This is a genomic window from Rhodococcus sp. G6(2025), assembly GCF_058628105.1.
Genome location: NZ_CP179750.1, coordinates 2,220,360 through 2,243,885 on the forward strand (window position 1 = coordinate 2,220,360; position 23,526 = coordinate 2,243,885).

Sequence of the window (23,526 nt, forward strand, 5' to 3'; positions counted from 1 at the left end):
GCGCCAGCCTTTCCTTTCACCCGCGGCCCAGTTCGACGATCTCGTCGAGACTCTCCTGCAGGCACTGCATGAACCGCGCCGGCTCGGTGACGGCGGCGGTGTCGAGATTGACGCCGATGCAACACGTGCCGACGTGGGAGACGAGGGTGGCCATGACCGCACAGCCGGGGGCCGGGCCGAACGGGAACATCCGCTCGATCCGGGCACCCGCCAGATACACGGGCACGGGGACCCCGGCGACGTTGCTGGCCTGCAGATCGAGACCCGTCGACTGTGAGAGGTACCAGTTCGCCAGCACCACCGTCGGAAGCCGGACCAGAAGGGGGGCGGCCGAATCCAGCAGTCCGAGTGCGGGTTCCTGGCGCAGCCCCAGGATGATCGCGCGCACCTTCTTGATCCGCGCGACCGGGTCGCGTTCACCGACCGGTCCGGCGAATCGGGCCGCGGCGAACCGGTTGCCGCCCGTCGGATCCGACGCCGAACGCATGCTCACCGGCATGCCCACCGGAATCGTCTCGAGGTCGCGGCCGAACGATTCGTGGTAGCGGCGGAAGCCGCCCAGCAGGGCCGCCACGTACGCGTCGTTCAGCGACCCACCGGAGACGTGAGCCGCGGAACGCAGTTCGTCGACACCCACCTCGAGCACCCCGAACCAGCGTCCGAGTCCGCGGTCGCGCAGCAGGTCCGAACCCGTGGTCGGGGGAGGGGTCACCACCCTCCGGATCGAGTTCGCGTACCCGGCGACCTCCGTGACACTGCCCACCGGGTCGCCGACGACGGTCATCGCCGTCCGCACCGCCCCGCGGATCAGGCCGCCGAGACGGCCGGGGGCGCTGCGCACGGTGTCGAGTGCCTGCTCGAACAGGGCGCCGCCGCCCGACATCTGCTCCGGCAACGGCGCGGGCCGATCCGGTTTGTCCGGCGACGGTTCGGGGCGCCTGCTGTGCAGCAGCGTCATCAACTGGATGCCGCCGAGCCCGTCCGTGATGCTGTGGTGCGTCTTCACCACGTAGACGGCGCGGCCGTCGTCGAGTCCCTCGATGAGCATCGCGCTCCACGGCGGCCGGGCGCGGTCGAACGGCTCGGTCGCCATGTGCCTGCACATCCGGAGCGCGTGGTCGAACGTCGCCGGCTCCGGCAGTCGCACCCGCGACAGGTGATAGTCGAGGTCGAACTCGGGGTCGACCGACCACATCGGATTGCCCAGCCGCAGCGTCGGCTCCACCACCCGCATCCGGATCCGCGGCACCATGTGCGACGCCCATTCGTGGGCGCGCACCAGCCGGTCCCAGTCCGGCGGTTTGTCGAGGACGTCGACCGCGACGATCGGTGAGCGCAGCTTCGGCTGCACCTCCTCCATCCGCCACATCCCGGTCTCGAAGTCGGACATCGTGCGGTCCGCTCCCCAGGCGACGTCGGAGAAATCCACGTCGACGGCACTCGGCGGTATCAGAGGTTCGCCGTCGGCCATGCCCACCCTCATTCGGTTGCTCGAGTTGCCCTCAGCTGCTGCTTTTCCAGTGTGGACCCGCCCCGCAGATCGCGTCCCTGGTTCTGGCGGATTGCGCACCGGACTTTCTGTCTAAGGTGAGGACGTGCCGACTCTCCACCACGCGACGCTCGACAGGATCGACCCGGCCACCCTCTACCGGATCATGGTCCTGCGGACCGACGTGTTCGTCTTCGAGCAGGGCATCGTGTCGGAACCCGAACTCGACGGACGCGACCTCGAACCGACCACCACCCAGTTCTGGGCGGAGGAGGACGGCGAGGTTCTCGCGACACTGCGTGTGCTGGCCGACGAACCGACACTGCACCTCGGACGCGTCGCCACCGCTACCCACGCCCGCGGGCGTGGACTCGCGGGTCAGCTGCTCGAAGCCGTGTTCGAGGCATTCCCGGGCCCCGTCGAGATCTCCGCCCAGGCCTACCTCGAAAACTGGTACGGCCGTTACGGTTTTCGCAGAACCGGCGAGAACTACCTCGAAGCCGGCATCGACCACCTGCCGATGAGGCGCTCCGCGCCCGTGCGTGGCTGACGAGTCTCTGGACTCCGTCACCACTCACCGAGTTGTCGTAGGCTGCCGTCATGGCGAAAAGCTTCGACTACTCCGAACAGATCGCGTACCCCATCGACCGGGTGCACGCGACCGTGACGGATCGGGCGTTCTGGCAGCACCGGTTCGACGAGGCGCCGGAGAAACTCACCCTCGACGACAGCCGCGGCCCCGGCACCCTGACGGCGACGATGCGCGACAGCATCGGCGCGTCCTCCCTCCCCGGGCTGGTCCGCAAAGTCGTCTCGGGCGAACTGAAGGTCGAGCGCGCCGACGAATGGGGTGCCCTCGACGGCGACCACGCCGACGGCCGGATCAGTGGCAGCTCCACCGGGATCCCGGTGAAGATCGAGTGCACGTCGGTGCTCCGCGCGTCCGGCGACGTCACCGTCCTGGACGTCGCCGGATCGGTTCAGGTCAAGATCCCGCTCGTCGGCGGACAGATCGAGTCCCTCGTCAGGAAGCTGGTCGGCGACATGGTCGGGCAGGACCGCGACGCGATCGAGAAGTGGCTCGGCGACAGCTGACGCTCACACCCTGGACGCCGGGCCGTCGAGTTCGACGTCCAGCGTGCGGGCCCCCGGCCCCGCCGTGCCCAGCCGGTCGTGGCTGTTGACGATCGCGCAGCTCCCGAGCGAGAGGCACCCGCAGCCGATGCAGCCGGTCAGGTTGTCGCGGAGCCGGATCAGCTGCTCGATCCGCTGATCCAGATCCGCATGCCACCGCGTCGAGAGCTTCTCCCAATCCTTCCGGTTCGGCGTCCTGCCCTCGGGAAGGGTCGCAAGGGCGTCCCGGATCTCGGCCAGCGGAATCCCGACCCGCTGGGCGATGCGGATGAACGCGACCCGCCGCAGCGTGTCCCTGCGATATCGACGCTGATTGCCGGACGTCCGCCTGCTGGTGATCAGCCCCTCGCGCTCGTAGAAGTGCAACGCCGACACCGCCACGCCACTGCGCTCCGACAGCTGCCCCGGCGTCAGTTCCTTGGCTCTCCACTCGGGCATCTCCACGACAGGCAACCTTTCACACGGTTACCTGAACAATACTCGAGGTCAGTCGCGGCGGAGATGTCCGTGCAGGTGATGCGTGAGCGGAGTCAGGTCGTGCGCCATCCACAGGTCGTACGTGAGGTCGCCGCCGCGCACCGACAACTGTCGCCGGATGCTGTGCACCGGTTTCGCGTCCGGGGACGCGCTCAGCACCACCATCGACAACTCGATGGTCCCCTCCCGGACCTGACCACGGTGGATCTCGGTGAATCCGGTCGGCTGGGCCACGAGCAGTTCCGCCTCGTCTTCGGCGACGAGCCGCAGGAACCCGGACTCCGAGTGCAACGGCCGACCGCTGCCCACCTCCTTCGTCCGAGACCGGTACGCCAGGAACGGTTTACCGGTGGGGGCGAATTCGATCTCCTCGGTGTATGCGAAGTTGTCGATCGTCGGGTACGCGCCCTCGCCCTCGCCGCGCCACAGACCGGCGAACGGCGCCAGGGCGGAGGGCACGGACGGAAAGGGCGGCGTGTTCGCAGACGAACTCGCCGCCGCATCCGAGTGCGCCGGCGAGAGAGTCGCGTTCTCGTCCATGAGATACCTCCGCCGTTTCACGGTACTCGCCTGCGGCGCCGAGGGACACGGTCGGCGACGGAGTGTTTGAGCGTGCCTGCCGGGCCCGCCGGCATTACCGTCTAGACATGAACGCGTCCGGTTCTGCACCGCTGGGGGCCAACTCCGAAGTCGGGCAGCTGCGTGCCGTCCTCCTGCACCGTCCCGGAGACGAACTGAAGCGGCTCACGCCCCGCAACAACGACCAACTGCTCTTCGACGGACTGCCCTGGGTCGACCGCGCGCAGGAAGAACACGACGCGTTCGCGGACCTCCTGCGCAGCCGCGGCGTCGAGGTCCTGCTGCTGTCCGACCTGCTCACCGAGACGCTCGGCGCCAGCGGCGCCGCCCGTATACAGGGCATCGGCGCGGCCGTCGACCCACGCAAACTCGGGCACACCCTGGCGCAGGAACTGGCCGCACACCTCCGCGGTGTCCCGGCCCCCGACCTGTCCACCATCCTCACCGCGGGCATGACCTTCGACGAACTCCCCGTCGCCGCCAACACGGCGTCGCTGGTCCGGCGCATGCACCACGGCGGCGACTTCGTCATCGACCCGCTGCCCAACCTGCTGTTCACCAGGGACTCGTCGTTCTGGATCGGACCCCGCGTGGCGATCACGTCCCTCGCCCTGCCCGCCCGCGTCCGCGAGACGTCCCTCACCGACATCATCTACGCCCATCACCCGCGTTTCCGCGGCGCCCGGCGCGCCTACGAATCCCACACGGCTCCCGTCGAAGGCGGCGACGTCCTGCTCCTCGCACCGGGAGTCGTCGCCGTCGGGGTGGGGGAGCGCACCACACCGGCAGGCGCCGAGGCGTTGGCGCGCAGCGTCTTCGAGGACGAACTGGCGCACACCGTGCTGGTGGTGCCCATCGCGCAGGCCCGGGCGTCGATGCACCTCGACACCGTGTGCACGATGGTCGATCACGACGCCGTCGTGATGTACCCGATCATCCAGGACACGCTGTCGGCGTTCACCATTCACCGCGAGGACAAGGGTGTGTCGATCCGCGGAGCCGATCCGTTCCTGACCGCCGCCGCCGAGGCCATGGGCATCGGCAAGCTGCGCGTCATCGACACCGGACTCGACAACGTCACCGCCGAACGCGAGCAATGGGACGACGGAAACAACACGCTCGCACTCGCACCCGGCGTCGTCGTCGCGTACGAACGGAACGTCGAGACCAACGCCCGGCTCGAGGCGTCGGGCATCGAGGTACTGCGGATCGCCGGTTCCGAACTCGGCTCCGGCCGCGGCGGGCCCCGCTGCATGTCCTGTCCGGTGGCTCGCGACCCGCTGTAGGCGCTGCGCGCCCGTGCGCCTTTTTGGTTGCTCCTACTACCAGAAAGGCGCACGAGCGCGCAGCGCCTAGAGGACCTCGCGGACCTTCTCGGCCGGGCGGGCGAGGACGGTGCCCTTGTCCGTCACTACGATGGGCCGCTCGATGAGGATGGGGTTGTCCACCATCGCCTCCAGCAGTTGGTCCTCCGACGCCTCGGCGAGCCCGAGTTCCTTGAAGGCGGTCTCCTTCTTGCGGACCGCCTCACTCGGCTTCAGCCCGGCGTCGTCGAGTAGTTTGCGCAACCCGTCCCGTGAGGGCGGGGTCTCGAGGTACTTCACGACGGTCGGTTCGATGCCCGCGTCCCGGATCAGTCCGAGGACGGTGCGGGACGTGTTGCATCGCTGGTTGTGGTAGATGGTCGCGGTGTTCGCCATACCCGACATTCTGCACCGGGGAACAAACCTGCCCGCAGGGAGCGCTGAACCAGGGTAGTAACTCGTGAATAGTCGACGAAAGAGGGAGATCGATCATGGCCGAGCACAGGGACGCGACTCCGCGGCGCATCGTCATCGCGGGTGGGCACGGGAAGATCGCCCGTCACCTCATCAAGATTCTCACCGCGCGCGGTGACCGCGCGGTCGCGCTGATCCGCAACCCCGATCACGAGCACGAGGTGGCGGCGCTCGGCGCCGAACCGGTGGTGATCGATCTGGAGAGGGCGAACGCGGACGACGTCGCGAAGACGCTCGTCGGTGCGGACGCCGCGGTCTTCGCCGCGGGCGCAGGCCCGGGCAGCGGCATCGCCCGCAAGGACACCGTCGATCGCGGGGCCGCGGTTCTCCTCGCGGACGCCGCCGAGAAGGCGGGAACGCGGCGATTCGTCCAGATCAGTTCGTTCGGGGCGGGGGAGCCGATCCCCGAGGGCACCGACGAGGTGTTCGCGGCCTACCTCGTCGCGAAGACGGCCGCCGAGGAAGACCTGCGCGCCCGCACCCACCTCGACTGGACGATTCTGCGTCCGGGCGGTCTGCTCGACGACGACCCGACGGGTCACGTCACGCTCACTGCGCCTCCCCTCGAGCGCGGCACCGTCCCGCGCGCCGACGTCGCCGCAGTGGTCGCGGCGCTCCTCGACCATCCGAACACTGCGAAGAAGACGCTGATGCTGACATCCGGCCCGACACCGATCGAGGAGGCCGTCGCCGCGGTGTAAGCATTGCGGCGCCGCAACCGCGCAACTACGGTCTGATACAACGCGTGGAACAACGGAGGTGGCGCCGGCCGTGGACATCGACATCGATCCGGATTCGTCGACCGCCCCGTTCGATCAGTTGCGATTGCAGATCATCGAGCAGGTGCGCAGTGGGCAACTGATCGCGGGAACGAAGATTCCCACGGTCCGCGCGCTCGCCGTCGAGGTGGGTCTGGCCCCGAACACGGTGGCCAAGGCGTACCGGGAACTCGGCGAGCAGGGTGTCATCGAAACCCGGGGCAAGCAGGGCACGTTCATCGCGAGCGGCGGTGACCCCATTCGCGCCGGGGCCGAGAAGGCCGCAACACGGTATGTGCAGGACCTGCGGAAGCTGGGGGTGTCCGACGAGGAGATCCTCGGCTTCGTGCAGTCCGCTCTCCGCGGCGCCGAATGAGGACGGCGCCGCATCCAGAAGGTGTGACCCCAGAAAGGTAGACACTCGGTATGGCTTCCGCACTCTTCCGCGACCTCGCACTACTGATTGCCCGGATCGGACTCGGCGTCGTCTTCGTCGCGCACGGCTGGCAGAAGTTCTTCGACTACGGAGTGAAGGCCACACAGGCGTCGTTCGCCGACATGGGCGTCCCGCTTCCCGACATTTCGGCTGTTGCGGCCGCCACTATCGAACTCGCGGGTGGATTTGCTCTCATCGTGGGGGTGGCCACACCGATCGCCGGAATTCTGCTGTTCCTCGACATGCTCGGAGCGCTGATTCTGGTGCACGCGGACAAGGGCGTCTTCGTCGCGAACGGCGGGTACGAACTCGTCGTCGCACTCGGCGTCGGGTCGCTGCTTCTCGCCGTGATCGGTGCCGGACGCCTCAGCATCGACGGGCTTCTCGGAAGAGGCTCGGGATGGGGAAAAACCGCAGCGTAACGATGCCGTAGGCTGGGTCTCGATTCGGTGTGAAGCGATGGGCTAGCTTGCTTTTACCATCAAAAATGACCAACGTAGTTGTTCATGGCAATGAATACTGATCTGCCTGATCAAGGTTCCGAGACCGCTGACGCGAGCGTCGGCGGAGGGCTCAAACGGGTCGGTGTTCGCACCGACCGCGTCGTGTTCTCCGCCGCTGCCGCCGCGGTCTCGGCAATCGTCGTCTGGGGGCTCGTGGCCCCCGACAATCTCGACTCCACGACCGGCAAGGCACTCGGCTGGCTGGTTACCGACATGGGCTGGTTGTTCGTCCTGTCGGCGTCCGGATTCGTCCTCTTCTCACTGTGGCTCGCGTTCAGCAAGTTCGGTCACATCCCGCTCGGCAAGGACGGCGAGAAGCCCGAGTTCCGGACGGTCAGCTGGATCGCGATGATGTTCAGCGCCGGCATGGGCATCGGACTGATGTTCTTCGGTGTCGCCGAACCGCTCGCGCACTACGTGACACCCCCTCCGGGTTCAAGCGGGGGCATCGGAACTGCGATGGCCACCACCATGTTCCACTGGAGCCTGCACCCCTGGGCGATGTACGCGGTTGTCGGACTGTCGATCGCGTACGGCTCGTATCGCAAGGGTCGCAAGCAGCTGTTCAGCTCCGCCTTCATCCCGCTGCTCGGCCGCCGCGCGGAGGGGCCGATCGGGAAGTTCATCGACGTCCTCGCGATCTTCGCGACGCTGTTCGGCACCGCCGCTTCGCTGGGCCTCGGCGCACTGCAGATCGGGTCCGGTTTCCAGGTCGTCGGGTGGATGTCGGAGGTCAGCACGTTCCTGCTGGTCGCCATCGTCGCCCTGCTGACCCTCGCGTTCGTGGCGTCCGCCGTGTCGGGTGTCGCCAAGGGCATCCAGTGGCTCTCCAACACCAACATGGTGCTCGCCGTCATCTTGGCCCTGTTCGTGTTCGTCGTGGGACCGACGGTCCTGATCCTCAACCTGCTGCCCACGACGATCGGCGCCTACGCCGCGCAGCTTGCGCAGATGTCGGCCCGCACGGGAGCGTCGTCCGATCCGGCGACAGGCGAATGGTTGTCCTCGTGGACCATCTTCTACTGGGCGTGGTGGATCTCCTGGACCCCGTTCGTCGGCATGTTCCTGGCACGCATCAGCCGCGGCCGGACCATCCGCCAGTTCGTGGTCGGCGTGATCGTGGTGCCGAGCGCCGTGAGCCTCGTGTGGTTCGCGATCTTCGGTGGTGCCGGGATCAGCGAGCAGCGTGACGGAATCGACCTCGCCGGACAGGACACCCAGGAGGGTCAGCTGTTCGGCATGCTCGACCACCTGCCGCTCACCGGCATCACGACCGTCCTGGTGATGATCCTCGTCGGTATCTTCTTCGTCTCCGGCGCCGACGCCGCATCGATGGTGATGGGCACCCTGTCGCAGCGCGGTTCGCTGGAACCGCAGCGCTGGGTGGTCGTGTTCTGGGGTGTGCTCACCGGTGGCGTCGCCGCGCTCATTCTGTGGACCGGCGGCGACACCGCGCTGGACGGACTGCAGACGATGACGATCATCGCCGCGGCGCCGTTCGTCCTCGTGATGATCGGGTTGTGTTTCTCGCTCTACAAGGATCTGTCCCGCGACCAGATGATCGTCGACGGCCGGGAAATGCGGAGAGAGATGCGGAGAGTGGCGGCCAAACGTCGTCGCGACCGGATCTCGTCCCGCTAGAGAAACAGTCTGCGAGCCGCTCGGTGTCCCACGGGACCCGGGCGGCTCGACTCATTCCGGGGTCGGCGCCAGCTGGGATAATTCCGGGGTCAGCGCCAGCTGGGGAGCCACAGTTGGTGCTGCCACGTGTCCGGGGTGATCGGGACGGCCGTGAGGATCGGCCACAACCAGATGAAGTTGGCAACCACGAGCCCCACATAGAGGCAGACGGCGAGCAGGCCCGTGGTGCGCCGTTCGAGCGACGCCTTCGCGCTACCCAGGATGTCGCCCAGGACCAGCGCGAGACCCATCACCATGAACGGCGCCAGCGCCACCGCATAGAAGTAGTACATCTGGCGGTCCAGGGTGGTCAGCCACGGCAGGAACGCGGCGCCGTAGGCGGTGAGGACGGTGGCGTACCGCCAGTCCTTCCGCACCACGGTCTGCCACAGCGCCCACGCGAGCATCGGCAGTGCCAGCCACCACATCGCGGGCGTCCCGATGAGCATGACGGCCTTGACGCAACTCGACGCGCCGCAGCCGGTGACGTGATCACCTTCGGCGAAGTAGTACAGCATCGGGCGCAGACCCATCGGCCACGTCCACGGCTTCGACTCCCACGGGTGATGATTGCCCGCCGAATTGGTGAGGCCTTCGTGGAACTGCAGGACGTTGCCGCTGTAGTACCACAGCGACCGGAGCGCGCCCGGCACGAACGACCAGGTGCCGCCCGTCCCGATCTCGTTGCCCACGGCATGCCGGTCCACACCCGCTTCGCTGGCGAACCACGCCCAGTAGCTGGCGAGGTACACGAACAGCGGCACGACGACCAGCGCGTACAGCGCCGGCCCCACGTCGCGGACGCCGGCACCGAACCACGGTCGCCGCACCCCGTAGGCGCGCCGGGCCGACACGTCGAATGCGACGCTCAGAAGTCCGAAGAACACGATGAAGTAGATGCCCGACCATTTGGTGCCGCACGCCAGACCCAGCATGATCCCCGCGCCGAACCGCCACCAGCGCACCCCGAGTCGCGGACCCCAGTCGCTGTCGCCGATCCGGCCCTCGTCGTACACGCGGGCCATCCGCTCGCGGACCTGGTCGCGGTCCACCACCAGGCAGCCCAGAGCGGCAACCGCGAACACCGCAAGGAAGATGTCGAGCATGCCGAGCCGGGACGAGACGAACGTGACGCCGTCCGCAACCAGCAGGATCCCGGCGAGGCCGCCGATCAGAGTCGATCGGGTGAGCCGGCGGACGATGCGGATCACCAGCAGGACCATGATCGTGCCGGCCACGGCGGAGGCGAAACGCCAGCCCCAGCCGTTGTAGCCGAAGATCGCCTCCCCCATCGCGATCAGCTGTTTGCCGATCGGCGGATGCACCACCAGTCCGTAGCCGGGGTTGTCCTCGAGCCAGCCGCCGGTGAGCACCTGCCAGCCCTGCGGCGCGTAATGCTTCTCGTCGAACACGGGAGTGCCCGCGTCCGTCGGGTAACCGAGCATCGTGAACCGGGTGATCGCCGCGATCGCCGTGACGAACAGAGTGACCACCCAGCCGCGGGCGCGGTCGACGGGACCGAAGTCGGGGGGCGGCACGAGCGGCGCCGGTCCGACCATGGACGGCTGTCGTGCGGAGGGCGTCGGTCGCTCGTCCGTCAGCATCGTCACGCCGCAATCGTAGGCTGTGGGTCATGACTGGTCGCCTAGTGCTCGCCGCAACACCGATGGGGGACGTGGGTGACGCCTCGCCGAGGCTGCGTACGGCGCTCGGGACGGCCGACGTCGTCGCCGCCGAGGACACCCGCCGCACCAAAGCCCTCGCCTCCGCTCTCGACGTGACGATCACCGGCAAGGTCGTCAGCTTCTACGACCAGGTCGAGACGGCCCGGCTGCCCGCACTCGTCGCCGACGTCGCATCCGGCAAGACCGTTCTCCTCGTCACCGACGCCGGCATGCCCTCCGTCAGCGACCCGGGGTACCGGCTGGTGTCGGCGTGCGTGGCCGAGGACCTGGCGGTGACGTGCCTGCCCGGACCGTCGGCGGTGACGACGGCGCTCGCGCTGTCCGGGCTGCCCGTCGAACGATTCTGCTTCGACGGCTTCCCGCCCCGGAAGCAGGGCCAGCGCAAGACGTGGTTGCAGGCCCTGATCGCCGAGCAACGCGCGTGCGTGTTCTTCGAGGCACCGCACCGGCTCGCCGACTGCCTGGCGGACGCGGTCGAGGTGCTCGGCGGAACCCGCCGCGCCGCCGTCTGCCGCGAACTGACCAAGACGTACGAGGAGGTCCGCCGCGGCACCCTCGCCGAACTCGCCGAGTGGGCCGCCGAGGGCGTCCGCGGCGAGATCACGGTGGTGGTGGAGGGAGCCACCCTCGTCGCGTCCGATCCCGCCGACCTCGTCGACGAGGTGGAGCGACTCGTCGCGGACGGCACCCGGCTCAAGGATGCGTGCGCGCTCGTCGCCACCACCGGCGTGTCGAAGCGGGAGCTCTACGAAACGGTGCTGGCCTCCCGAAAGGACTAGTCGGCCTGCGAGCGCTACCGCCGGAGGGCACGCTCCCCGGGAGCCAGCGACGCGTCGTCGGCGGCGGCCTGTCCGGCGTACCAGCCGTTGGCGTCGACGGCCCTGCCCCGTGCCTTTTTGGTACGCGGAAACAGGCGGTCGAACTCGGCGTCGACGGCCTCGGATTTGGTGGCCAGAATCGGCAGCAGATCGTCGACCGGGATCGACGCTTCGTCGGCGGCCTCGGCCGTGGCCCGGCTGTCGGCATCGCGCAACCGCTGCCCGATGCGGCTGGCGAAGCCCGCGAGGAAACCCTTCCGGAACGACGTGGTGCGTGAACCACTGCGACTGTCGGCGTCCGCGAATTGCATTGCGCGCGTCGCCTGCACGAGCAGCGACGTGAACAACATGTCGACCTGTTGGAGGTCGAGGGGGGTTCCGACCACGGTTGCGATGGCGAGGGAGCTGAACCACACGGTGCGTACCCGGTTGGAGTCACCGATCTCGGTGAGGAGGTGCACCTTCTCCTTGACGTACGGATTCTCCAGGTGGATGCGGCGACTGTGTACCGCCGTATTGCCCACCCCGTTCTGGGTGTGGAGGAGAGCGGCGTTGATCGCGTAGCGCGTCATCAACTCCTGCGCCTTCGCGGTGAAGATCTCCGCCTCCTCCGCGAAATCGGTGGCCTCGGCCTTCGCGAGCAGCCCGCGGATCCTGTTGAGCACCTTCGCGTCGGCCTCGGTCTCACCCGGCACCGCCGCGGCCGGGTCGGCGACCCGCACGACTGGCCACGTCGACGGCGGGGGAGCGAGCACCGTCCAGCCGGGCAGGTTCGTCCACGTCAGCGACAGGTCGGTGAGCTGGTAGACGGAGTGGTACGGGTCTTCGAACAACAGTCCGGCCGCCAGCGCCCGAACGTCGGGACCGTCGACCGGAACCCGCCCCGCCAGGTGCGAGGCGCCCGGGTACTGCTCGCCGATGGTGCGGAGTTGCTCCACCCAGTCCCGCGGCGCCCGGTGCGCGGCGCGCGTGCGCTCCGCCTCGTGCAGCACCAGCGCCGCCGCCAACGCCGCGTCGGACGGCTCCTTCGATCTCCGCGCCAGATGCACGACGTCGGCGGGCTGCCATCCACGCTCGTACGCGGCCGACAACTCACCCATCAGGGTGTGGACTGCCGTGGCGGCCTGGGGGCTCACTTCGTCGTCGAACACGCGCGCTCCGTTCCCGAATCCACCGTGAGGAGATCGAATGTATGTTCTATTCGGCGTCATGGGGAGAGTGTGCATGCGGGGTCCGACAACAACGGACCGTTCATGCTGAGTGTCGTTGTAGTGCACTCGGCATGAGTGTCCGGGTTACCCCGGCCACGTTCACCTCTGTGTGGTGTTCCCGCAGCGATACCGTCTGCCCGCCGGGCGGCGGGTCTTATGGCTGGTTTCTGTCGGGCGTCTTTTACGTCTCGTCCGCAACTCGCCGAAGACGCACCATCGTCAACAGCCGCTGCGAGTGCAGCGAGGTTGAGGGCGGCGTTGTGATCACGATCCGCGCGGAATCCGCACGCATCGCAGGTGAACACCCGAACCTTCAGGGGCAGTTTGGCTTTCACTGCCTGACAGTTCGAGCAGGTCTTACTCGACGGATACCAACGGTCCGCCACGTGCAGTCCGGTGCCGGTCCGCTCGGTCTTGTACATTAGTTGTCGCCGGATCTCGGCGAGCCCCGCATCATTCAGAGCCCGATTCAGCCCGCGTTTGTAGGCGCCACCGGAACGGGTCATTCCCGCGATGTTGAGGTCTTCGACGACGACGGTGTCGAAGTCCCGCACCAGTCGAGTGGTGAGTTTGTGCAGGTGATCGCGGCGACTGTCCGCGATACGGGCGTGTACTGTCCGGATCTGTTCCTGGGTGCGCAGCCACCGGCGGGAGGGTTGTTGGCCGGTGCGGCGATCCGGGCCGACCCGCCGCGATGCGCGGCGCCCAAGCTGACGAAGTTGTTTCGCCTGCTTTCGGGCGTGTTTCGGATTCTCGATCATCTCCCCGGTCGAGAGGACCGCGAGGTGTTTGACCCCCACATCGACTCCGACCACACCACGATTACCGACGGCGGTACCGGTGGGTGGGAGTGCCCGGGTGGGGAGCGTGGTTTCGACGGAGAACGACACCTGCCACCGGCCGCGTCGATACGACAGGGTCGCCGACCGAATCCGCGCCGTCCCCGCCGCCACCTTTCGTGCCAACTTGCGGGTCGATTCCGCGGACCGGACCGCCCCGATCCTGGGTAATTGGATGTGGCGCCGATCCCCGCCGTCGGTGACCAACCCGAAACTGCCGGTTGTGAACCGGCACGACAGCAACGCCCGTTTGCCCTTGAAACGGGGAAATCCCATTGTGCCTTTGCGTTTTCCGGAGCGGGCATCGGACCAGTTCGACAGGGCGGCAGCACAGTTCGCGATCCCGGAACTGTAGGCCTCCTTCGAGTTCTCCGGCCACCACACCTGCCCGGTGTCGGTGTTGACGGCAATGTCGTTCTTGACGGTGTTCCAGTGTTTGCGCAGGCTGTATGCCGACCAGGACACCGGCGGCGTCAACTCCGAGTCAGGGATCTCGTACGACCGTTCCGCAGTCCGTTGGTCGACGTTCGCCTTCACCCGCGACAGGGCCCAGTTGTAGGCGAAACGCTGCGCCCCACAGTGCGAACGCAACACCGACGCTTGCTCCGGGGTCGGATCGAGGACATACACGAAAGCACGGATCACCGACCGACACGACTCCGCAGCCTGGTCGACAGTCTCGTCCACCGTCGGGGCAGTGACGGGGGCAACCGGATTGACGAGCGCAGCGGTCGGCGTCACACCAGGACCGCCGCAGCAGCGGGACCGCGGCGTGCACCACGCCGCCCAGGTGCGGTCGACACTTCGGTCATATCGCGCACCACATCACCAAGCCCCCCGTCGTCGGTCAACATGAGCAGGGTACGACAAGGTGCCGACACGAACCCGAACCCGGACCGGACCTGGCGAGGCGGTCCCGATCCGCGACGGGCGATCGTCGACACCCACGGATCAGCCAGCAGCCCGCGAAGTCTCTGGTGCGTTCACGCCGGAAGCGATCGCGGTGAACGTCCTCGACATACACCCCCAGACCACGCTGTCCGCATCCGGTCACCACACGCTTCACCCGCCGTTCCAGATCGGCTACCGGTCAGAGGACGACACCGGCAATACACCACCACCGCACCCACAGAAACCCACCGACGCGGTGCCGACCGCCCGGAACCCGCCAGAATCGTGCCCGACGGCAACTGCCGAGCCTGGACCGGCAACGCCCCCGCGTGGAACCACACCAACGCGGCCCGATACCTCACGCCGCTCGCCGCCACCCAACCCTTCAACAATCACGGCACTAAATAACAATCACGGCACTAAAGAACACTGAACAACATCAAACGGCCAGGTCTCGCGAACTCTACGTAACCCCGCACGGATCAGTCCTCCACGTATCGCGGGAACACGCCCGACGGCGCCGGCAACGGGGTGCCCGCCACGATGCGCGTCGACAGGTCGCTGAACTGCCGCGCATCGGCCTTCTGGCCCAGGAGGTCGAGGATCTTCTCTGCGGCGTCCGGCATCACCGGCTGCACGAGGATGCCGACGATCCGCACCACCTCGAGCGTCACGTACAGCACCGTCGCCATCCGCTCCGGATCCGTCTTCCGCAGAACCCAGGGCTCCTGCTTGGAGAAGTACCGGTTGGTCTCGCCGAGAACCGACCAGATCGCCTCCAGCGCGAGATGCAGTGCCTGGACGTCGTATTCGGCGCGAACCCGCTCGAGCAGCGCATCCGCCTGCGCGAGCATCGCCGCGTCGTCCTCGGTCAGCTCGCCGGGGGTCGGGACCTGGGCGTCGCAGTTCTTCGCGACCATCGACAGCGACCGCTGCGCGAGGTTGCCGAGCTCGTTCGCCAGGTCGGCGTTGATCCGGGTGACGATGGCCTCGTGGCTGTAGCTGCCGTCCTGGCCGTAGGAGATCTCGCGGAGCAGGAAGAAGCGCACGGCGTCGAGGCCGTACTGCTCCACCATGGCGACGGGGTCGACGACGTTGCCGACCGACTTCGACATCTTCTCGCCCTTGTTGTAGAGGAATCCGTGCACGAAGACGCGCTTCGGCAGTTCGATTCCCGCCGACATCAGGAACGCCGGCCAGTAGACGGTGTGGAACCGGGTGATGTCCTTGCCGATGATGTGCAGGTTCGCCGGCCAGAACTTGCCGAACTGCTCGGAGTCGGTGTCGGGGTATCCGGCGCCGGTCAGGTAGTTGGTGAGCGCGTCCACCCACACGTACATCACGTGCTCGGGGTGGTCGGGGACCGGAACGCCCCAGTCGAACGTCGTGCGGGAGATCGACAGGTCCTTCAGTCCGCCCTTGACGAAGCTGACGATCTCGTTGCGCCGCGTCGCGGGCGCGATGAAGTCGGGGTTCTCCTCGTACAGCCGGAGCAGATTGTCCTGGTACTCGGACAGCTTGAAGAAGTACGTGGACTCCTCCGTCCACTCGACCGGGGTGCCCGTCTCGGTGGACAGGCGTGAACCGTCGTCCTGCAGGGTGGTCTCGGCCTCGGTGTAGAACGCCTCGTCGCGGACCGAGTACCAGCCCGAGTACGTGTCGAGGTAGATGTCGCCGTTGTCGAGCATCCTCCGCCAGATCGCCTTGCTGGCTTCTTCGTGATCGGCATCCGTGGTGCGGATGAACCGGTCGAAGGAGATGTTCAACGTCTTGTCCATGGCCTCGAACACGTCCGAGTTCCGCGCGGCGAGCTCACGGACGTCGATGCCTTCCTTGGCCGCCGTCTGCTGCATCTTCAGGCCGTGCTCGTCGGTTCCCGTCATGAAGTAGACGTCGAACCCGTCCAGACGCTTGAAGCGTGCGAGGGCGTCGGAGGAGATGTACTCGTAGGCGTGGCCGATGTGCGGAACGCCGTTCGGGTACGCGATCGCCGTCGTCAGATAGAAAGGTGGCCGCGAGGCGGTGGAATCAGCAGCATTCATGGTGCGACCACTCTATCTGCGCGCGGCCGTTTCGTGACGCGCAGATTCGGGTTCTAGGCCGGTCCGGCGCCGTCCTCGTCGATGACGGTGCGTGACTCGTACGCCGCGCGGGCCGACTTGTTCGTGGACCTGACCTGGTCGGGGACCATCCGGCGGATCGCGAAGTCGCGGGCGAACTGCGGAAAGACGGTGACGAGGCGCGCCAGCGGACCGACGTACCGGGGGATGGTGACCTCGAACCGGGGGCGGTGGATCACCGCGACGACGGCCTTCGCGACGTCGGCCGGTGTCAGCAGTTCTGCTGCGCCCGTCGCGGTGCCGGCCGCGAGTTCGGTGTCGACGACACCGGGCATGATCACCGAGATCTGCACGCCCGACCCGCGGAGCTCCTCGCGGACACCGGTCAGGTAGCCGAGCACGCCGTGTTTCGTCGCGGCATACGTCGACTCGCCGGGTGGTGCGACCTTCGACGCCAGCGACGCCACCGTGACGATCTGGCCGCGGCCGCGCGCACGCATGGCCGGCGCCGCCAGTCTCACCCCGCGGATGACGCCGTGCAGGTTCACGGCGAGCTGCCGATCCGTCGCGGACTCGGGTTCCTCGTCGAACCTCCCGACCCACATCACGCCCGCGTTGTTGACGAGTACGTCGATCGGGCCCCAGTGATCCTCGACGGCCGTGAGGAATGCCGCGAACGACGCGGTGTCGGTGACGTCCAGTTCGAGACCCTCCACCGTCCCGCCCGCCCGGCCGAGTTCGTCCGCCGTCCTTCGGGCGGCGGCGCCGTCGACGTCGCCGATCGCGACCCGGGCGCCGGCCAGCGCCAGCTGTCGGGCGATCTCCCGCCCGATTCCCCTCGCACCGCCGGTCACCGCGATCACGCGGCCGTTCATCGAGCTCGAAGTCATGGACACGGCTCCCTCCCCGTCGGGGAGAAAGTACCGCATGTGACACGTGCGGCGGCGGCGTCGACAATGTCCGCATGAGCAAAGACCGTCCCGCCCCGGAAGCCCCTGCGCCGCTGTTCCCGCTCGTCGACTCGCACACCCACCTCGACGCGTGTGGTGCCTCGGACGCAACGAGCGTCACGGCGATCGTCGACCGGGCCGCCGCGGTCGGGGTGGAGCGGGTGGTCACGGTGGCCGACGACCTGGCGGCCGCGCAGTTCGCCGTCGACGCGGCGCACTGGGATCCTCGCGTCTACGCGGCCGTGGCCATCCACCCGACCCGGGCGAACGTGCTCGACGACGCGACCCGGGCGGAGATCGAGCGACTGGCCGGTGATCCCCGGGTGGTCGCGGTGGGGGAGACGGGACTCGACTTCTACTGGCCCGGGAAACTCGACGGCTGCGCCACGGTCCCCGAACAGACCGAGGGCTTCCGCTGGCACATCGACCTCGCGAAGCGGCTCGGCAAGACGCTGATGATCCACAACCGGGAGGCCGACCAGGCGCTGCTGCAGGTGCTGCGCGAGGAGGGCGCGCCGGAGACGGTGATCTTCCACTGCTTCTCCTCGGACGCCGAGATGGCGCGCGAGTGCGTCGACGCCGGTTACGTCCTCAGCTTCTCCGGCACCGTCAGCTTCAAGAACGCGAAGGCCTTGCGGGAGGCGGCCCCACTGGTGCCGTCGGATCAGCTGATCGTCGAGACGGATGCGCCGTTCCTCACCCCGCACCCGTTCCGGGGCGCTCCCAACGAGCCGTACTGCCTCCCGTACACGGTCCGGGCGCTCGCCGAGATCCGTGGCGAGGATCCGGACGACCTGGCGAAGGCGTCCACCGCGACCGCCGAGCGCGTGTACGGCCTCCGGCCCGTGAGTGGTTAGCGAGTCCCTGGAATCGTCGAGCGCGCACGGGGCCGAAGGCCCTATGTTGAAGTTTCAAGTTAGACAATTTAGGATCGTTGCTTGTTCAACTAACGGTCGTCCCGGTCGCGCGGGGACACCACGATGAAAGGCACATCCATGAACAACCCCGCAGTTCGAAGCCTGGGAATCCTCGTCGCCCGCGTGGGCATCGGCATCATCTTCCTCGCCCACGGCTGGCAGAAGGCCTTCACCAACGGACTCGACGCCACGACCGCCGGCTTCGAGGCCATGGGAGTTCCGCTTCCCGGCATCTCGGCGTTCCTCGCGACGTGGATCGAGCTGATCGGCGGAATCGCACTCATCGTCGGGGCGGCCGTCCCGATCTTCGGCATCCTGCTCTTCCTCGACATGGTCGGCGCCTTCTTCCTCGTGCACGTCGACAAGGGAATCTTCGCCGGCGAGGGCGGCTACGAGCTGGTGCTGGCGCTCGGCGTCGGCTCGCTGCTGCTCGCCGTCGTCGGATCGGGCCGGTTCGGCGTCGACGGACTGCTCGGCCACAAGGTGCCGTGGGCCTCGAAGGAACGCGCCACCGTCTGACCCCATGTGAGTGGCGAAGCGTCCCCCGGCACGCTTCGCCACTCACGTGTCAGAGGACCTTGTTCAGGAAGTCCTGGGTACGGGACTGCTGCGGGTCGCCGAAGATCTGCTCCGGAGTTCCCTCCTCCACCACGTAGCCGTCGGCCATGAAGATCACCCGGTCGGACACCTCGCGGGCGAAGCCCATCTCGTGCGTGACCACGACCATCGTCATGCCACCCTTCGCGAGGTCGCGCAGAACCTGCAGTACCTCACCCACCATCTCGGGGTCCAGAGCGCTGGTCGCCTCGTCGAACAGCATGATGTCCGGGTTCATCGCCAGGGCCCGCGCGATCGCGACGCGCTGCTTCTGCCCACCGGACAGGTTCGCCGGTTTCGCGTCCGCCTTCTCCGCCAACCCGACCTGCTCGAGCAGCCGGACCGCCGTCGCCCGCGCCTCGTCCTTGGAGGCCCGCTTGGTCTGCACGGGCGCGAGCATCACGTTCTCGATCGCGGTCATGTGCGGGAACAGGTTGAAGTGCTGGAAGACCATACCGATGTGCTGACGCACCCGGTCGATGTCGATCTTCTTGTCGCTCACGTCGAACCCGTCGACCACGACCTTGCCGTCCGTGATGTCCTCGAGCCGGTTGAGGCAGCGCAGGAACGTGCTCTTGCCGGAGCCCGACGGCCCGATCACGCAGACCACTTCACCGCTCGCGATGTCGACGTCGAGGCCCTTGAGGACCTCGTTGTCGCCGAACGACTTCTTCAGGCCCTTCACCCGGATCTTCGGGTCGGCGGTCTCGGCCTTGTTCTCTGTCACCGGTGTCTCGGTCACTTGTTGATCCTCTTCTCGAGCCGGTTCGACAGCTTCGTCAACGCCATGATGATGATGAAATACATCACGCCGATGATCAGCCACATGTTGAAGGACTGGAAGTTGCGGGCGATGATGATCCGCCCGGTCTGAGTGAGCTCGGCGAGCCCGATCACGGACAGGATCGACGTGTCCTTCAGCGTGATCACGAACTGGTTGATGTACGAGGGGATCATCGTCCGCACGGCCTGCGGCATCACGACCTTCTGCATCGACTTCAGGTAGCTGATGCCGAGGCTCCGCGACGCTTCCATCTGGCCCTTGTCGACGGACAGGATGCCGCCGCGCACGATCTCGGCCATGTACGCGCCTGCGTTGAGGCTCAGCGTGATGATGCCCGCCGTGAACGCCGACATCTGGAAGTCCAGCGCCGCCGGGATGCCGAAGTAGATGAAGAACGCCTGCACCAGCAGCGGGGTGCCGCGGAACACGTCGACGTAGGTGGTGCCGATACCGCGCAGGACGATGTTGGTCGATACCCGGAACAATCCGAAGATCGCGCCGAGGACGAGCGCGATGGCGATCGAGACCACGGTCAGGACGATCGTGAGCCACAGGCCCTCGAGCAGCAGCGGGTAGGTGCTCTTGATCAGGCCCAGGATCGAGTTGTCGTCGTCGGATGCGTCCGAGTTGAGGTAGGTGTCGAGAATCTCGTCGTACTGGCCGCTGGCCTTCAGGTTGGCGAGCCCGGTGTTGAACTCTTGCAGGAGCTGAGCGTTCTGGCCCTTCGCGACGGCGAACCCGTAGCTGGCGCCGGGGACCTTGTCGGTGACCGTCTTGAAGCCGTTGCCCTGCTTGATGCCGTAGGCGAGGACGGGGTAGTCCTCGAACACGGCCGCTGAGTTACCCGTGCGGACCTCGTCGAACATGCTCGACGAGTCGGCGAAGTACTTGGTGGTGAAGCCGTACTGGTCCTTGATGGACTCCGCGTACGTGGCGCCCTCGGTGCCGTTCTTGACCGCGACGGACTTGCCGCGCAGGTCCTCGTACGAGGTGACCGAGTCGTTGCTCTCGAGCACGCCCATCTGCACGCCCGACTCGAAGTACGGATCGGAGAAGTCGAACGTCGCCTTGCGGGCGTCGGTGATCGACATGCCGGCGATCATGCCGTTGGCTTGACCGCCGGTGACCGCCTGGAGTGCGGCGTCGAATCCGACGGGGTTGACCTGGTAGGTGAACCCCTGGTCCTCGGCGATGGCGGCGAGAAGGTCCATGTCGATTCCGACGAGCTTGCCGCTCTCGTCCTGGAACTCGAACGGGGCGAACGTGATGTCGGTGGCGATCGTGTAGTTGTTGCCCGGTGCGGGCTCTTGTGCGCCGGCGAGGCCGGGCGCGACGAGTGTGACGAGCAGCGTCAGCGCGGCGATCACCGCGGGCACTCTCGGACGTCTGACGAGTCTCAGAAGTCGATCGGATCTGCTGCGCACGGAACCCCAGCTTTCTCAGTCAGTAGTGCCCGGTCGCTTCCGGGCTTCTTGGTGCATGTCGCAAGATACTGCGTTTCGCGCGTGGTCCGGACCAGAAGCAATCCTTCGCGGTGAAGTGAAAACTGTCCCCGATCTCAACCTTTTCGTGATCTCGCACGCAGGTCGTAGCGGCAAAGTTGCCAGACCATCGCCGATTCGTTACCGTACCGTGATCAAACCTTCGTCAGCCTTGGGATTTCATGTGTCGCCTTTAGCCAGAATCAACAACGCCAAATCGCCCCTTCTCTACGTAGTCGTCGCGGCACTGCTCGCGACGCTCGTCGTGGGCGGTGCGCTGGCAGTGGCGCGGCACAAGACCGTCACGCTCGACGTCGACGGCGAGACCATCTCGCTCGGCACGATGGCCTCCGACGTCGGCGGCGCGCTCGACGACGCCGGATACACCGTCAGCGAGCGTGACGCGGTCGCCCCCGCGGCCGACGCGTCGCTCTCCGACGGCGACACCGTGGTGCTGCGACGTGCCCGCGAGATCGACCTCACGGTCGACGGGCAGCCGAAGACCGTGTGGACCACCGCCCTCACCGTCGACGACGCACTGAAGCAGTTCGAACTCGCCGACGACGTCCACGTCTCGGTGTCCCGCTCCGAGCGCCTGCCGCTGGAAGGCACCGCGCTCGAGGTCGTCAACGCCAAGCTCGTCAAGGTGGCCGACGGCGGCGCACCGCTCACGGACGTCCGACTGGCAGCCCCCACCGTGGGTGAGCTCCTCGCGGCCAACGGCGCCCCGCTCGAGCAGGCCGACACCGTCGTTCCGCCCGCCGACGCCCCCGTCGTCGAAGGCGCCGAGATCCACGTGACCCGCGACCGCACCGAGACCCGCACCGAGACGCTGCCCATCGCGCCGCCCGAGAACCGCGTCGAGGATCCCGCGCTCGACAAGGGCAAGACCGTTGTCGAGAACCCCGGGGTCCCCGGCGAGCGCACCGTCACCGCATCCGTGAAGACCGTCAACGGTGTCGAGGCCGGACGCCAGGAGCTCAGCTCTCAGGTGCTCCGCGAGCCCGCGCCGGCACTGGTCAAGGTCGGTGTGAAGGAACTCGCCATCTCCAACGCCTCCACCTGGGATTCGATCGCGCACTGCGAGGCCACCGGCAACTGGGCCATCAACACCGGCAACGGATTCTTCGGCGGACTGCAGTTCACCCAGAGCACCTGGGAGGCGTTCGGCGGAAGCCAGTACGCCGCCCGCGCCGACCTCGCATCCCGCGAACAGCAGATCTCCGTCGCCGAGAAGGTCCAGGCGGCACAGGGCTGGGGCGCATGGCCCTCCTGCACCAGCAAGCTCGGACTCCGCTGACGGTCTGAAGTAAAGGAACACGATGTCGCCCTTCGCGAAGATCAACTCGGCTCGCTCGCCGCTGCTCTACACCGTGGTGGCCCTGCTTCTCGCCACACTGATCGCAGGCGGAGTGATGGCCGTGGTCCGGCACAAGACCGTCACCCTCGACGTGGACGGCGAGAAGATCTCGCTGAGCACCATGACCACGAACGTCGACGCCGCCCTGTCCGACGCCGGGTACTCGATCAGCGACCGCGACGTCGTGGCACCGGAACGCGACGCGAGCCTGTCCGACGGCGACACCGTGGTGCTGCGCCGCGCGCGTGAAGTGTCCCTGACGGTGGACGGTCAGCCCAAGACGGTGTGGACCACCGCGCTCACCGTCGAGGACGCGCTGAAGCAGTTCGAACTCGGCGAGGACGTGCACGTGTCCGCGTCCCGTTCGCAGCGACTTCCGCTCGACGGTGCAGCGCTCGACGTCCTCAATCCGCTCGTCGTCACGCTCGCCGACGGCGCGCTGCCGGTCACCGACGTGCGCATGGCCGCACCGACGGTCGGGGAGTTCCTCGCCGCACACGGCGCGCCCCTCGAGCAGGCCGACACCGTCGTCCCGGCCGCGGACACTCCGCTGACCGACGGCATGGCCGTGACCGTCACCCGTGACCGCACCGAGACGAAGGTCGAGACGTTGCCGCTGGCTCCGGAGGAGCAGCGCATCGAGGATCCGACGATGAACCAGAGTCGCACCGTGCTCGAGAACCCAGGAGTGCCCGGCGTCCAGGACGTCACGTTCGCGGTCAACACCGTCAACGGCAGGGAAGTCGGACACAACCAGGTGTCCGCGACGGTCACGACGCCGGCGCAGCCGAAGGTGATCCGCGTCGGCGCGAAGCCGGGCACCGAGGTGCCGCCCGTCGAGAACGGTTCGGTCTGGGACGCGCTCGCGCAGTGCGAGGCCACCGGCAACTGGGCCATCAACACCGGCAACGGATTCTTCGGCGGCGTCCAGTTCGACCAGAACACGTGGGAGCGCCAGGGCGGCCTCAAGTACGCGCCGCGCGCCGACCTCGCCACCCGCGAGGAGCAGATCGCCGTCGCGTCGCAGACGCAGAAGACACAGGGCTGGGGAGCGTGGCCGTCGTGCTCGGGCAGGCTCGGCGTGCGTTAAAGTTCGGCT

General features: G+C 67.4%; 23 protein-coding genes. 12 read left to right on the forward strand and 11 right to left on the reverse strand.

Going from position 1 to position 23,526, the window contains the following annotated elements; genetic code table 11:
- Positions 1-16: 16 nt before the first annotated feature.
- Complete coding sequence (locus ACLIVD_RS10020) at positions 17-1,471, reverse strand: wax ester/triacylglycerol synthase domain-containing protein (RefSeq protein ID WP_005255408.1); 1,455 nt, start codon at positions 1,469-1,471, stop codon at positions 17-19.
- A 124-nt stretch (positions 1,472-1,595) separates the two neighbouring features.
- Between ACLIVD_RS10020 and ACLIVD_RS10025 the strand changes: the two genes are divergently transcribed.
- Positions 1,596-2,039 carry a GNAT family N-acetyltransferase gene (locus tag ACLIVD_RS10025; RefSeq protein ID WP_280785085.1) on the forward strand — a complete coding sequence of 148 codons (444 nt, stop codon included), beginning with the start codon at positions 1,596-1,598 and terminating at the stop codon, positions 2,037-2,039.
- 50 nt (positions 2,040-2,089) lie between these two features.
- Positions 2,090-2,584 carry a DUF2505 domain-containing protein gene (locus ACLIVD_RS10030; protein ID WP_283331507.1) on the forward strand — a complete coding sequence of 165 codons (495 nt, stop codon included), beginning with the start codon at positions 2,090-2,092 and terminating at the stop codon, positions 2,582-2,584.
- 3 nt (positions 2,585-2,587) lie between these two features.
- On the opposite strand, the gene soxR is transcribed toward ACLIVD_RS10030, so the two are convergent.
- Both soxR and ACLIVD_RS10040 read right to left on the reverse strand, forming a co-directional pair.
- The gene (gene soxR, locus ACLIVD_RS10035) at positions 2,588-3,067 is read right to left on the reverse strand and encodes a redox-sensitive transcriptional activator SoxR (protein ID WP_418342583.1); all 480 of its coding nucleotides are present in this window, start codon (positions 3,065-3,067) and stop codon (positions 2,588-2,590) included.
- Between the two features lie 42 nt (positions 3,068-3,109).
- Entirely contained in the window at positions 3,110-3,640 is a 531-nt protein-coding gene (locus ACLIVD_RS10040; RefSeq protein WP_280785083.1) for a nitrobindin family protein, read from the reverse strand.
- Between the two features lie 107 nt (positions 3,641-3,747).
- On the opposite strand from ACLIVD_RS10040, the gene arcA reads away from it, so the two are divergent.
- Positions 3,748-4,965, forward strand: a complete 1,218-nt coding sequence (arcA, locus tag ACLIVD_RS10045; RefSeq protein ID WP_280785082.1) for an arginine deiminase — start codon at positions 3,748-3,750, stop codon at positions 4,963-4,965.
- Between the two features lie 66 nt (positions 4,966-5,031).
- Here arcA and arsC read toward each other — a convergent pair whose 3' ends face one another.
- Positions 5,032-5,379 (reverse strand): arsenate reductase (glutaredoxin), encoded by a 348-nt coding sequence (arsC, locus tag ACLIVD_RS10050; protein ID WP_477952930.1) that lies wholly within the window; start codon positions 5,377-5,379, stop codon positions 5,032-5,034.
- A gap of 95 nt (positions 5,380-5,474) precedes the next feature.
- Between arsC and ACLIVD_RS10055 the strand changes: the two genes are divergently transcribed.
- The 4 genes from ACLIVD_RS10055 to ACLIVD_RS10070 all read left to right on the forward strand — a co-directional run bounded on the left by ACLIVD_RS10055 (position 5,475) and on the right by ACLIVD_RS10070 (position 8,795).
- Complete coding sequence (locus tag ACLIVD_RS10055; protein ID WP_283331505.1) at positions 5,475-6,158, forward strand: NAD(P)H-binding protein; 684 nt, start codon at positions 5,475-5,477, stop codon at positions 6,156-6,158.
- A 58-nt stretch (positions 6,159-6,216) separates the two neighbouring features.
- Positions 6,217-6,591, forward strand: a complete 375-nt coding sequence (locus ACLIVD_RS10060; protein ID WP_016883479.1) for a GntR family transcriptional regulator — start codon at positions 6,217-6,219, stop codon at positions 6,589-6,591.
- Between the two features lie 50 nt (positions 6,592-6,641).
- On the forward strand, positions 6,642-7,073 hold the full coding sequence (locus ACLIVD_RS10065; protein ID WP_011597793.1) for a DoxX family protein: 432 nt from the start codon (positions 6,642-6,644) through the stop codon (positions 7,071-7,073).
- A 90-nt stretch (positions 7,074-7,163) separates the two neighbouring features.
- Positions 7,164-8,795, forward strand: coding sequence for a BCCT family transporter (locus tag ACLIVD_RS10070; protein WP_411194575.1), 1,632 nt, complete (start codon positions 7,164-7,166; stop codon positions 8,793-8,795).
- 89 nt (positions 8,796-8,884) lie between these two features.
- Here ACLIVD_RS10070 and ACLIVD_RS10075 read toward each other — a convergent pair whose 3' ends face one another.
- The gene (locus tag ACLIVD_RS10075) at positions 8,885-10,393 is read right to left on the reverse strand and encodes a dolichyl-phosphate-mannose--protein mannosyltransferase (RefSeq protein WP_283354028.1); all 1,509 of its coding nucleotides are present in this window, start codon (positions 10,391-10,393) and stop codon (positions 8,885-8,887) included.
- 74 nt (positions 10,394-10,467) lie between these two features.
- On the opposite strand from ACLIVD_RS10075, the gene rsmI reads away from it, so the two are divergent.
- The gene (rsmI, locus tag ACLIVD_RS10080; protein WP_283331504.1) at positions 10,468-11,298 is read left to right on the forward strand and encodes a 16S rRNA (cytidine(1402)-2'-O)-methyltransferase; all 831 of its coding nucleotides are present in this window, start codon (positions 10,468-10,470) and stop codon (positions 11,296-11,298) included.
- 14 nt (positions 11,299-11,312) lie between these two features.
- Here the strand turns inward: rsmI and ACLIVD_RS10085 are convergent, their stop codons facing one another.
- The 4 genes from ACLIVD_RS10085 to ACLIVD_RS10100 form a co-directional block, all read right to left on the reverse strand.
- A complete protein-coding gene (locus ACLIVD_RS10085) occupies positions 11,313-12,548 on the reverse strand; it encodes a DUF2786 domain-containing protein (RefSeq protein WP_491932397.1) in 1,236 nt (411 codons plus the stop codon).
- Complete coding sequence (gene tnpB / locus ACLIVD_RS10090) at positions 12,545-14,128, reverse strand: IS607 family element RNA-guided endonuclease TnpB (RefSeq protein ID WP_283354015.1); 1,584 nt, start codon at positions 14,126-14,128, stop codon at positions 12,545-12,547. The genes ACLIVD_RS10085 and tnpB overlap by 4 nt, the downstream gene beginning before the upstream one ends.
- Before the next feature lie 632 nt (positions 14,129-14,760).
- Positions 14,761-16,320 carry a methionine--tRNA ligase gene (metG, locus tag ACLIVD_RS10095; protein ID WP_491932398.1) on the reverse strand — a complete coding sequence of 520 codons (1,560 nt, stop codon included), beginning with the start codon at positions 16,318-16,320 and terminating at the stop codon, positions 14,761-14,763.
- 53 nt (positions 16,321-16,373) lie between these two features.
- Positions 16,374-17,267, reverse strand: a complete 894-nt coding sequence (locus ACLIVD_RS10100) for an SDR family oxidoreductase (protein WP_477952937.1) — start codon at positions 17,265-17,267, stop codon at positions 16,374-16,376.
- Positions 17,268-17,302: 35 nt separating this feature from the next.
- Here ACLIVD_RS10100 and ACLIVD_RS10105 point away from each other — a divergent pair, with 35 nt between their 5' ends.
- Together ACLIVD_RS10105 and ACLIVD_RS10110 are read left to right on the forward strand one after the other, a co-directional pair.
- Complete coding sequence (locus ACLIVD_RS10105) at positions 17,303-18,145, forward strand: TatD family hydrolase (RefSeq protein WP_477952938.1); 843 nt, start codon at positions 17,303-17,305, stop codon at positions 18,143-18,145.
- Positions 18,146-18,283: 138 nt separating this feature from the next.
- Complete coding sequence (locus ACLIVD_RS10110) at positions 18,284-18,724, forward strand: DoxX family protein (protein ID WP_491932399.1); 441 nt, start codon at positions 18,284-18,286, stop codon at positions 18,722-18,724.
- A gap of 49 nt (positions 18,725-18,773) precedes the next feature.
- Here ACLIVD_RS10110 and ACLIVD_RS10115 read toward each other — a convergent pair whose 3' ends face one another.
- The gene (locus tag ACLIVD_RS10115) at positions 18,774-19,544 is read right to left on the reverse strand and encodes an amino acid ABC transporter ATP-binding protein (protein ID WP_202714949.1); all 771 of its coding nucleotides are present in this window, start codon (positions 19,542-19,544) and stop codon (positions 18,774-18,776) included.
- Positions 19,541-21,010, reverse strand: coding sequence for an amino acid ABC transporter substrate-binding protein/permease (locus ACLIVD_RS10120; RefSeq protein WP_491932400.1), 1,470 nt, complete (start codon positions 21,008-21,010; stop codon positions 19,541-19,543). The genes ACLIVD_RS10115 and ACLIVD_RS10120 overlap by 4 nt, the downstream gene beginning before the upstream one ends.
- 241 nt (positions 21,011-21,251) lie before the next feature.
- Here ACLIVD_RS10120 and ACLIVD_RS10125 point away from each other — a divergent pair, with 241 nt between their 5' ends.
- Positions 21,252-22,367, forward strand: a complete 1,116-nt coding sequence (locus ACLIVD_RS10125; RefSeq protein ID WP_491932401.1) for a resuscitation-promoting factor — start codon at positions 21,252-21,254, stop codon at positions 22,365-22,367.
- A gap of 22 nt (positions 22,368-22,389) precedes the next feature.
- Entirely contained in the window at positions 22,390-23,517 is a 1,128-nt protein-coding gene (locus ACLIVD_RS10130) for a resuscitation-promoting factor (protein WP_491932402.1), read from the forward strand.
- The last annotated feature ends 9 nt before the right edge of the window (positions 23,518-23,526 follow it).

What these genes read in the sequence shown, in the direction of transcription:
- ACLIVD_RS10070 (WP_411194575.1), top strand. Translation starts at nt 7,164, where the DNA reads ATGAATACTGATCTGCCTGATCAAGGTTCCGAGACCGCTGACGCGAGC.
- ACLIVD_RS10065 (WP_011597793.1), top strand. Translation starts at nt 6,642, where the DNA reads ATGGCTTCCGCACTCTTCCGCGACCTCGCACTACTGATTGCCCGGATC.
- ACLIVD_RS10105 (WP_477952938.1), top strand. Translation starts at nt 17,303, where the DNA reads ATGAGCAAAGACCGTCCCGCCCCGGAAGCCCCTGCGCCGCTGTTCCCG.
- arcA (WP_280785082.1), top strand. Translation starts at nt 3,748, where the DNA reads ATGAACGCGTCCGGTTCTGCACCGCTGGGGGCCAACTCCGAAGTCGGG.
- metG (WP_491932398.1), bottom strand. Translation starts at nt 16,320, where the DNA reads ATGAATGCTGCTGATTCCACCGCCTCGCGGCCACCTTTCTATCTGACG.
- rsmI (WP_283331504.1), top strand. Translation starts at nt 10,468, where the DNA reads ATGACTGGTCGCCTAGTGCTCGCCGCAACACCGATGGGGGACGTGGGT.
- ACLIVD_RS10055 (WP_283331505.1), top strand. Translation starts at nt 5,475, where the DNA reads ATGGCCGAGCACAGGGACGCGACTCCGCGGCGCATCGTCATCGCGGGT.
- ACLIVD_RS10130 (WP_491932402.1), top strand. Translation starts at nt 22,390, where the DNA reads ATGTCGCCCTTCGCGAAGATCAACTCGGCTCGCTCGCCGCTGCTCTAC.
- arsC (WP_477952930.1), bottom strand. Translation starts at nt 5,379, where the DNA reads ATGGCGAACACCGCGACCATCTACCACAACCAGCGATGCAACACGTCC.
- ACLIVD_RS10075 (WP_283354028.1), bottom strand. Translation starts at nt 10,393, where the DNA reads ATGGTCGGACCGGCGCCGCTCGTGCCGCCCCCCGACTTCGGTCCCGTC.
- ACLIVD_RS10085 (WP_491932397.1), bottom strand. Translation starts at nt 12,548, where the DNA reads ATGACGCCGAATAGAACATACATTCGATCTCCTCACGGTGGATTCGGG.
- ACLIVD_RS10110 (WP_491932399.1), top strand. Translation starts at nt 18,284, where the DNA reads ATGAACAACCCCGCAGTTCGAAGCCTGGGAATCCTCGTCGCCCGCGTG.
- ACLIVD_RS10040 (WP_280785083.1), bottom strand. Translation starts at nt 3,640, where the DNA reads ATGGACGAGAACGCGACTCTCTCGCCGGCGCACTCGGATGCGGCGGCG.
- ACLIVD_RS10030 (WP_283331507.1), top strand. Translation starts at nt 2,090, where the DNA reads ATGGCGAAAAGCTTCGACTACTCCGAACAGATCGCGTACCCCATCGAC.
- ACLIVD_RS10020 (WP_005255408.1), bottom strand. Translation starts at nt 1,471, where the DNA reads ATGGCCGACGGCGAACCTCTGATACCGCCGAGTGCCGTCGACGTGGAT.
- ACLIVD_RS10100 (WP_477952937.1), bottom strand. Translation starts at nt 17,267, where the DNA reads ATGCGGTACTTTCTCCCCGACGGGGAGGGAGCCGTGTCCATGACTTCG.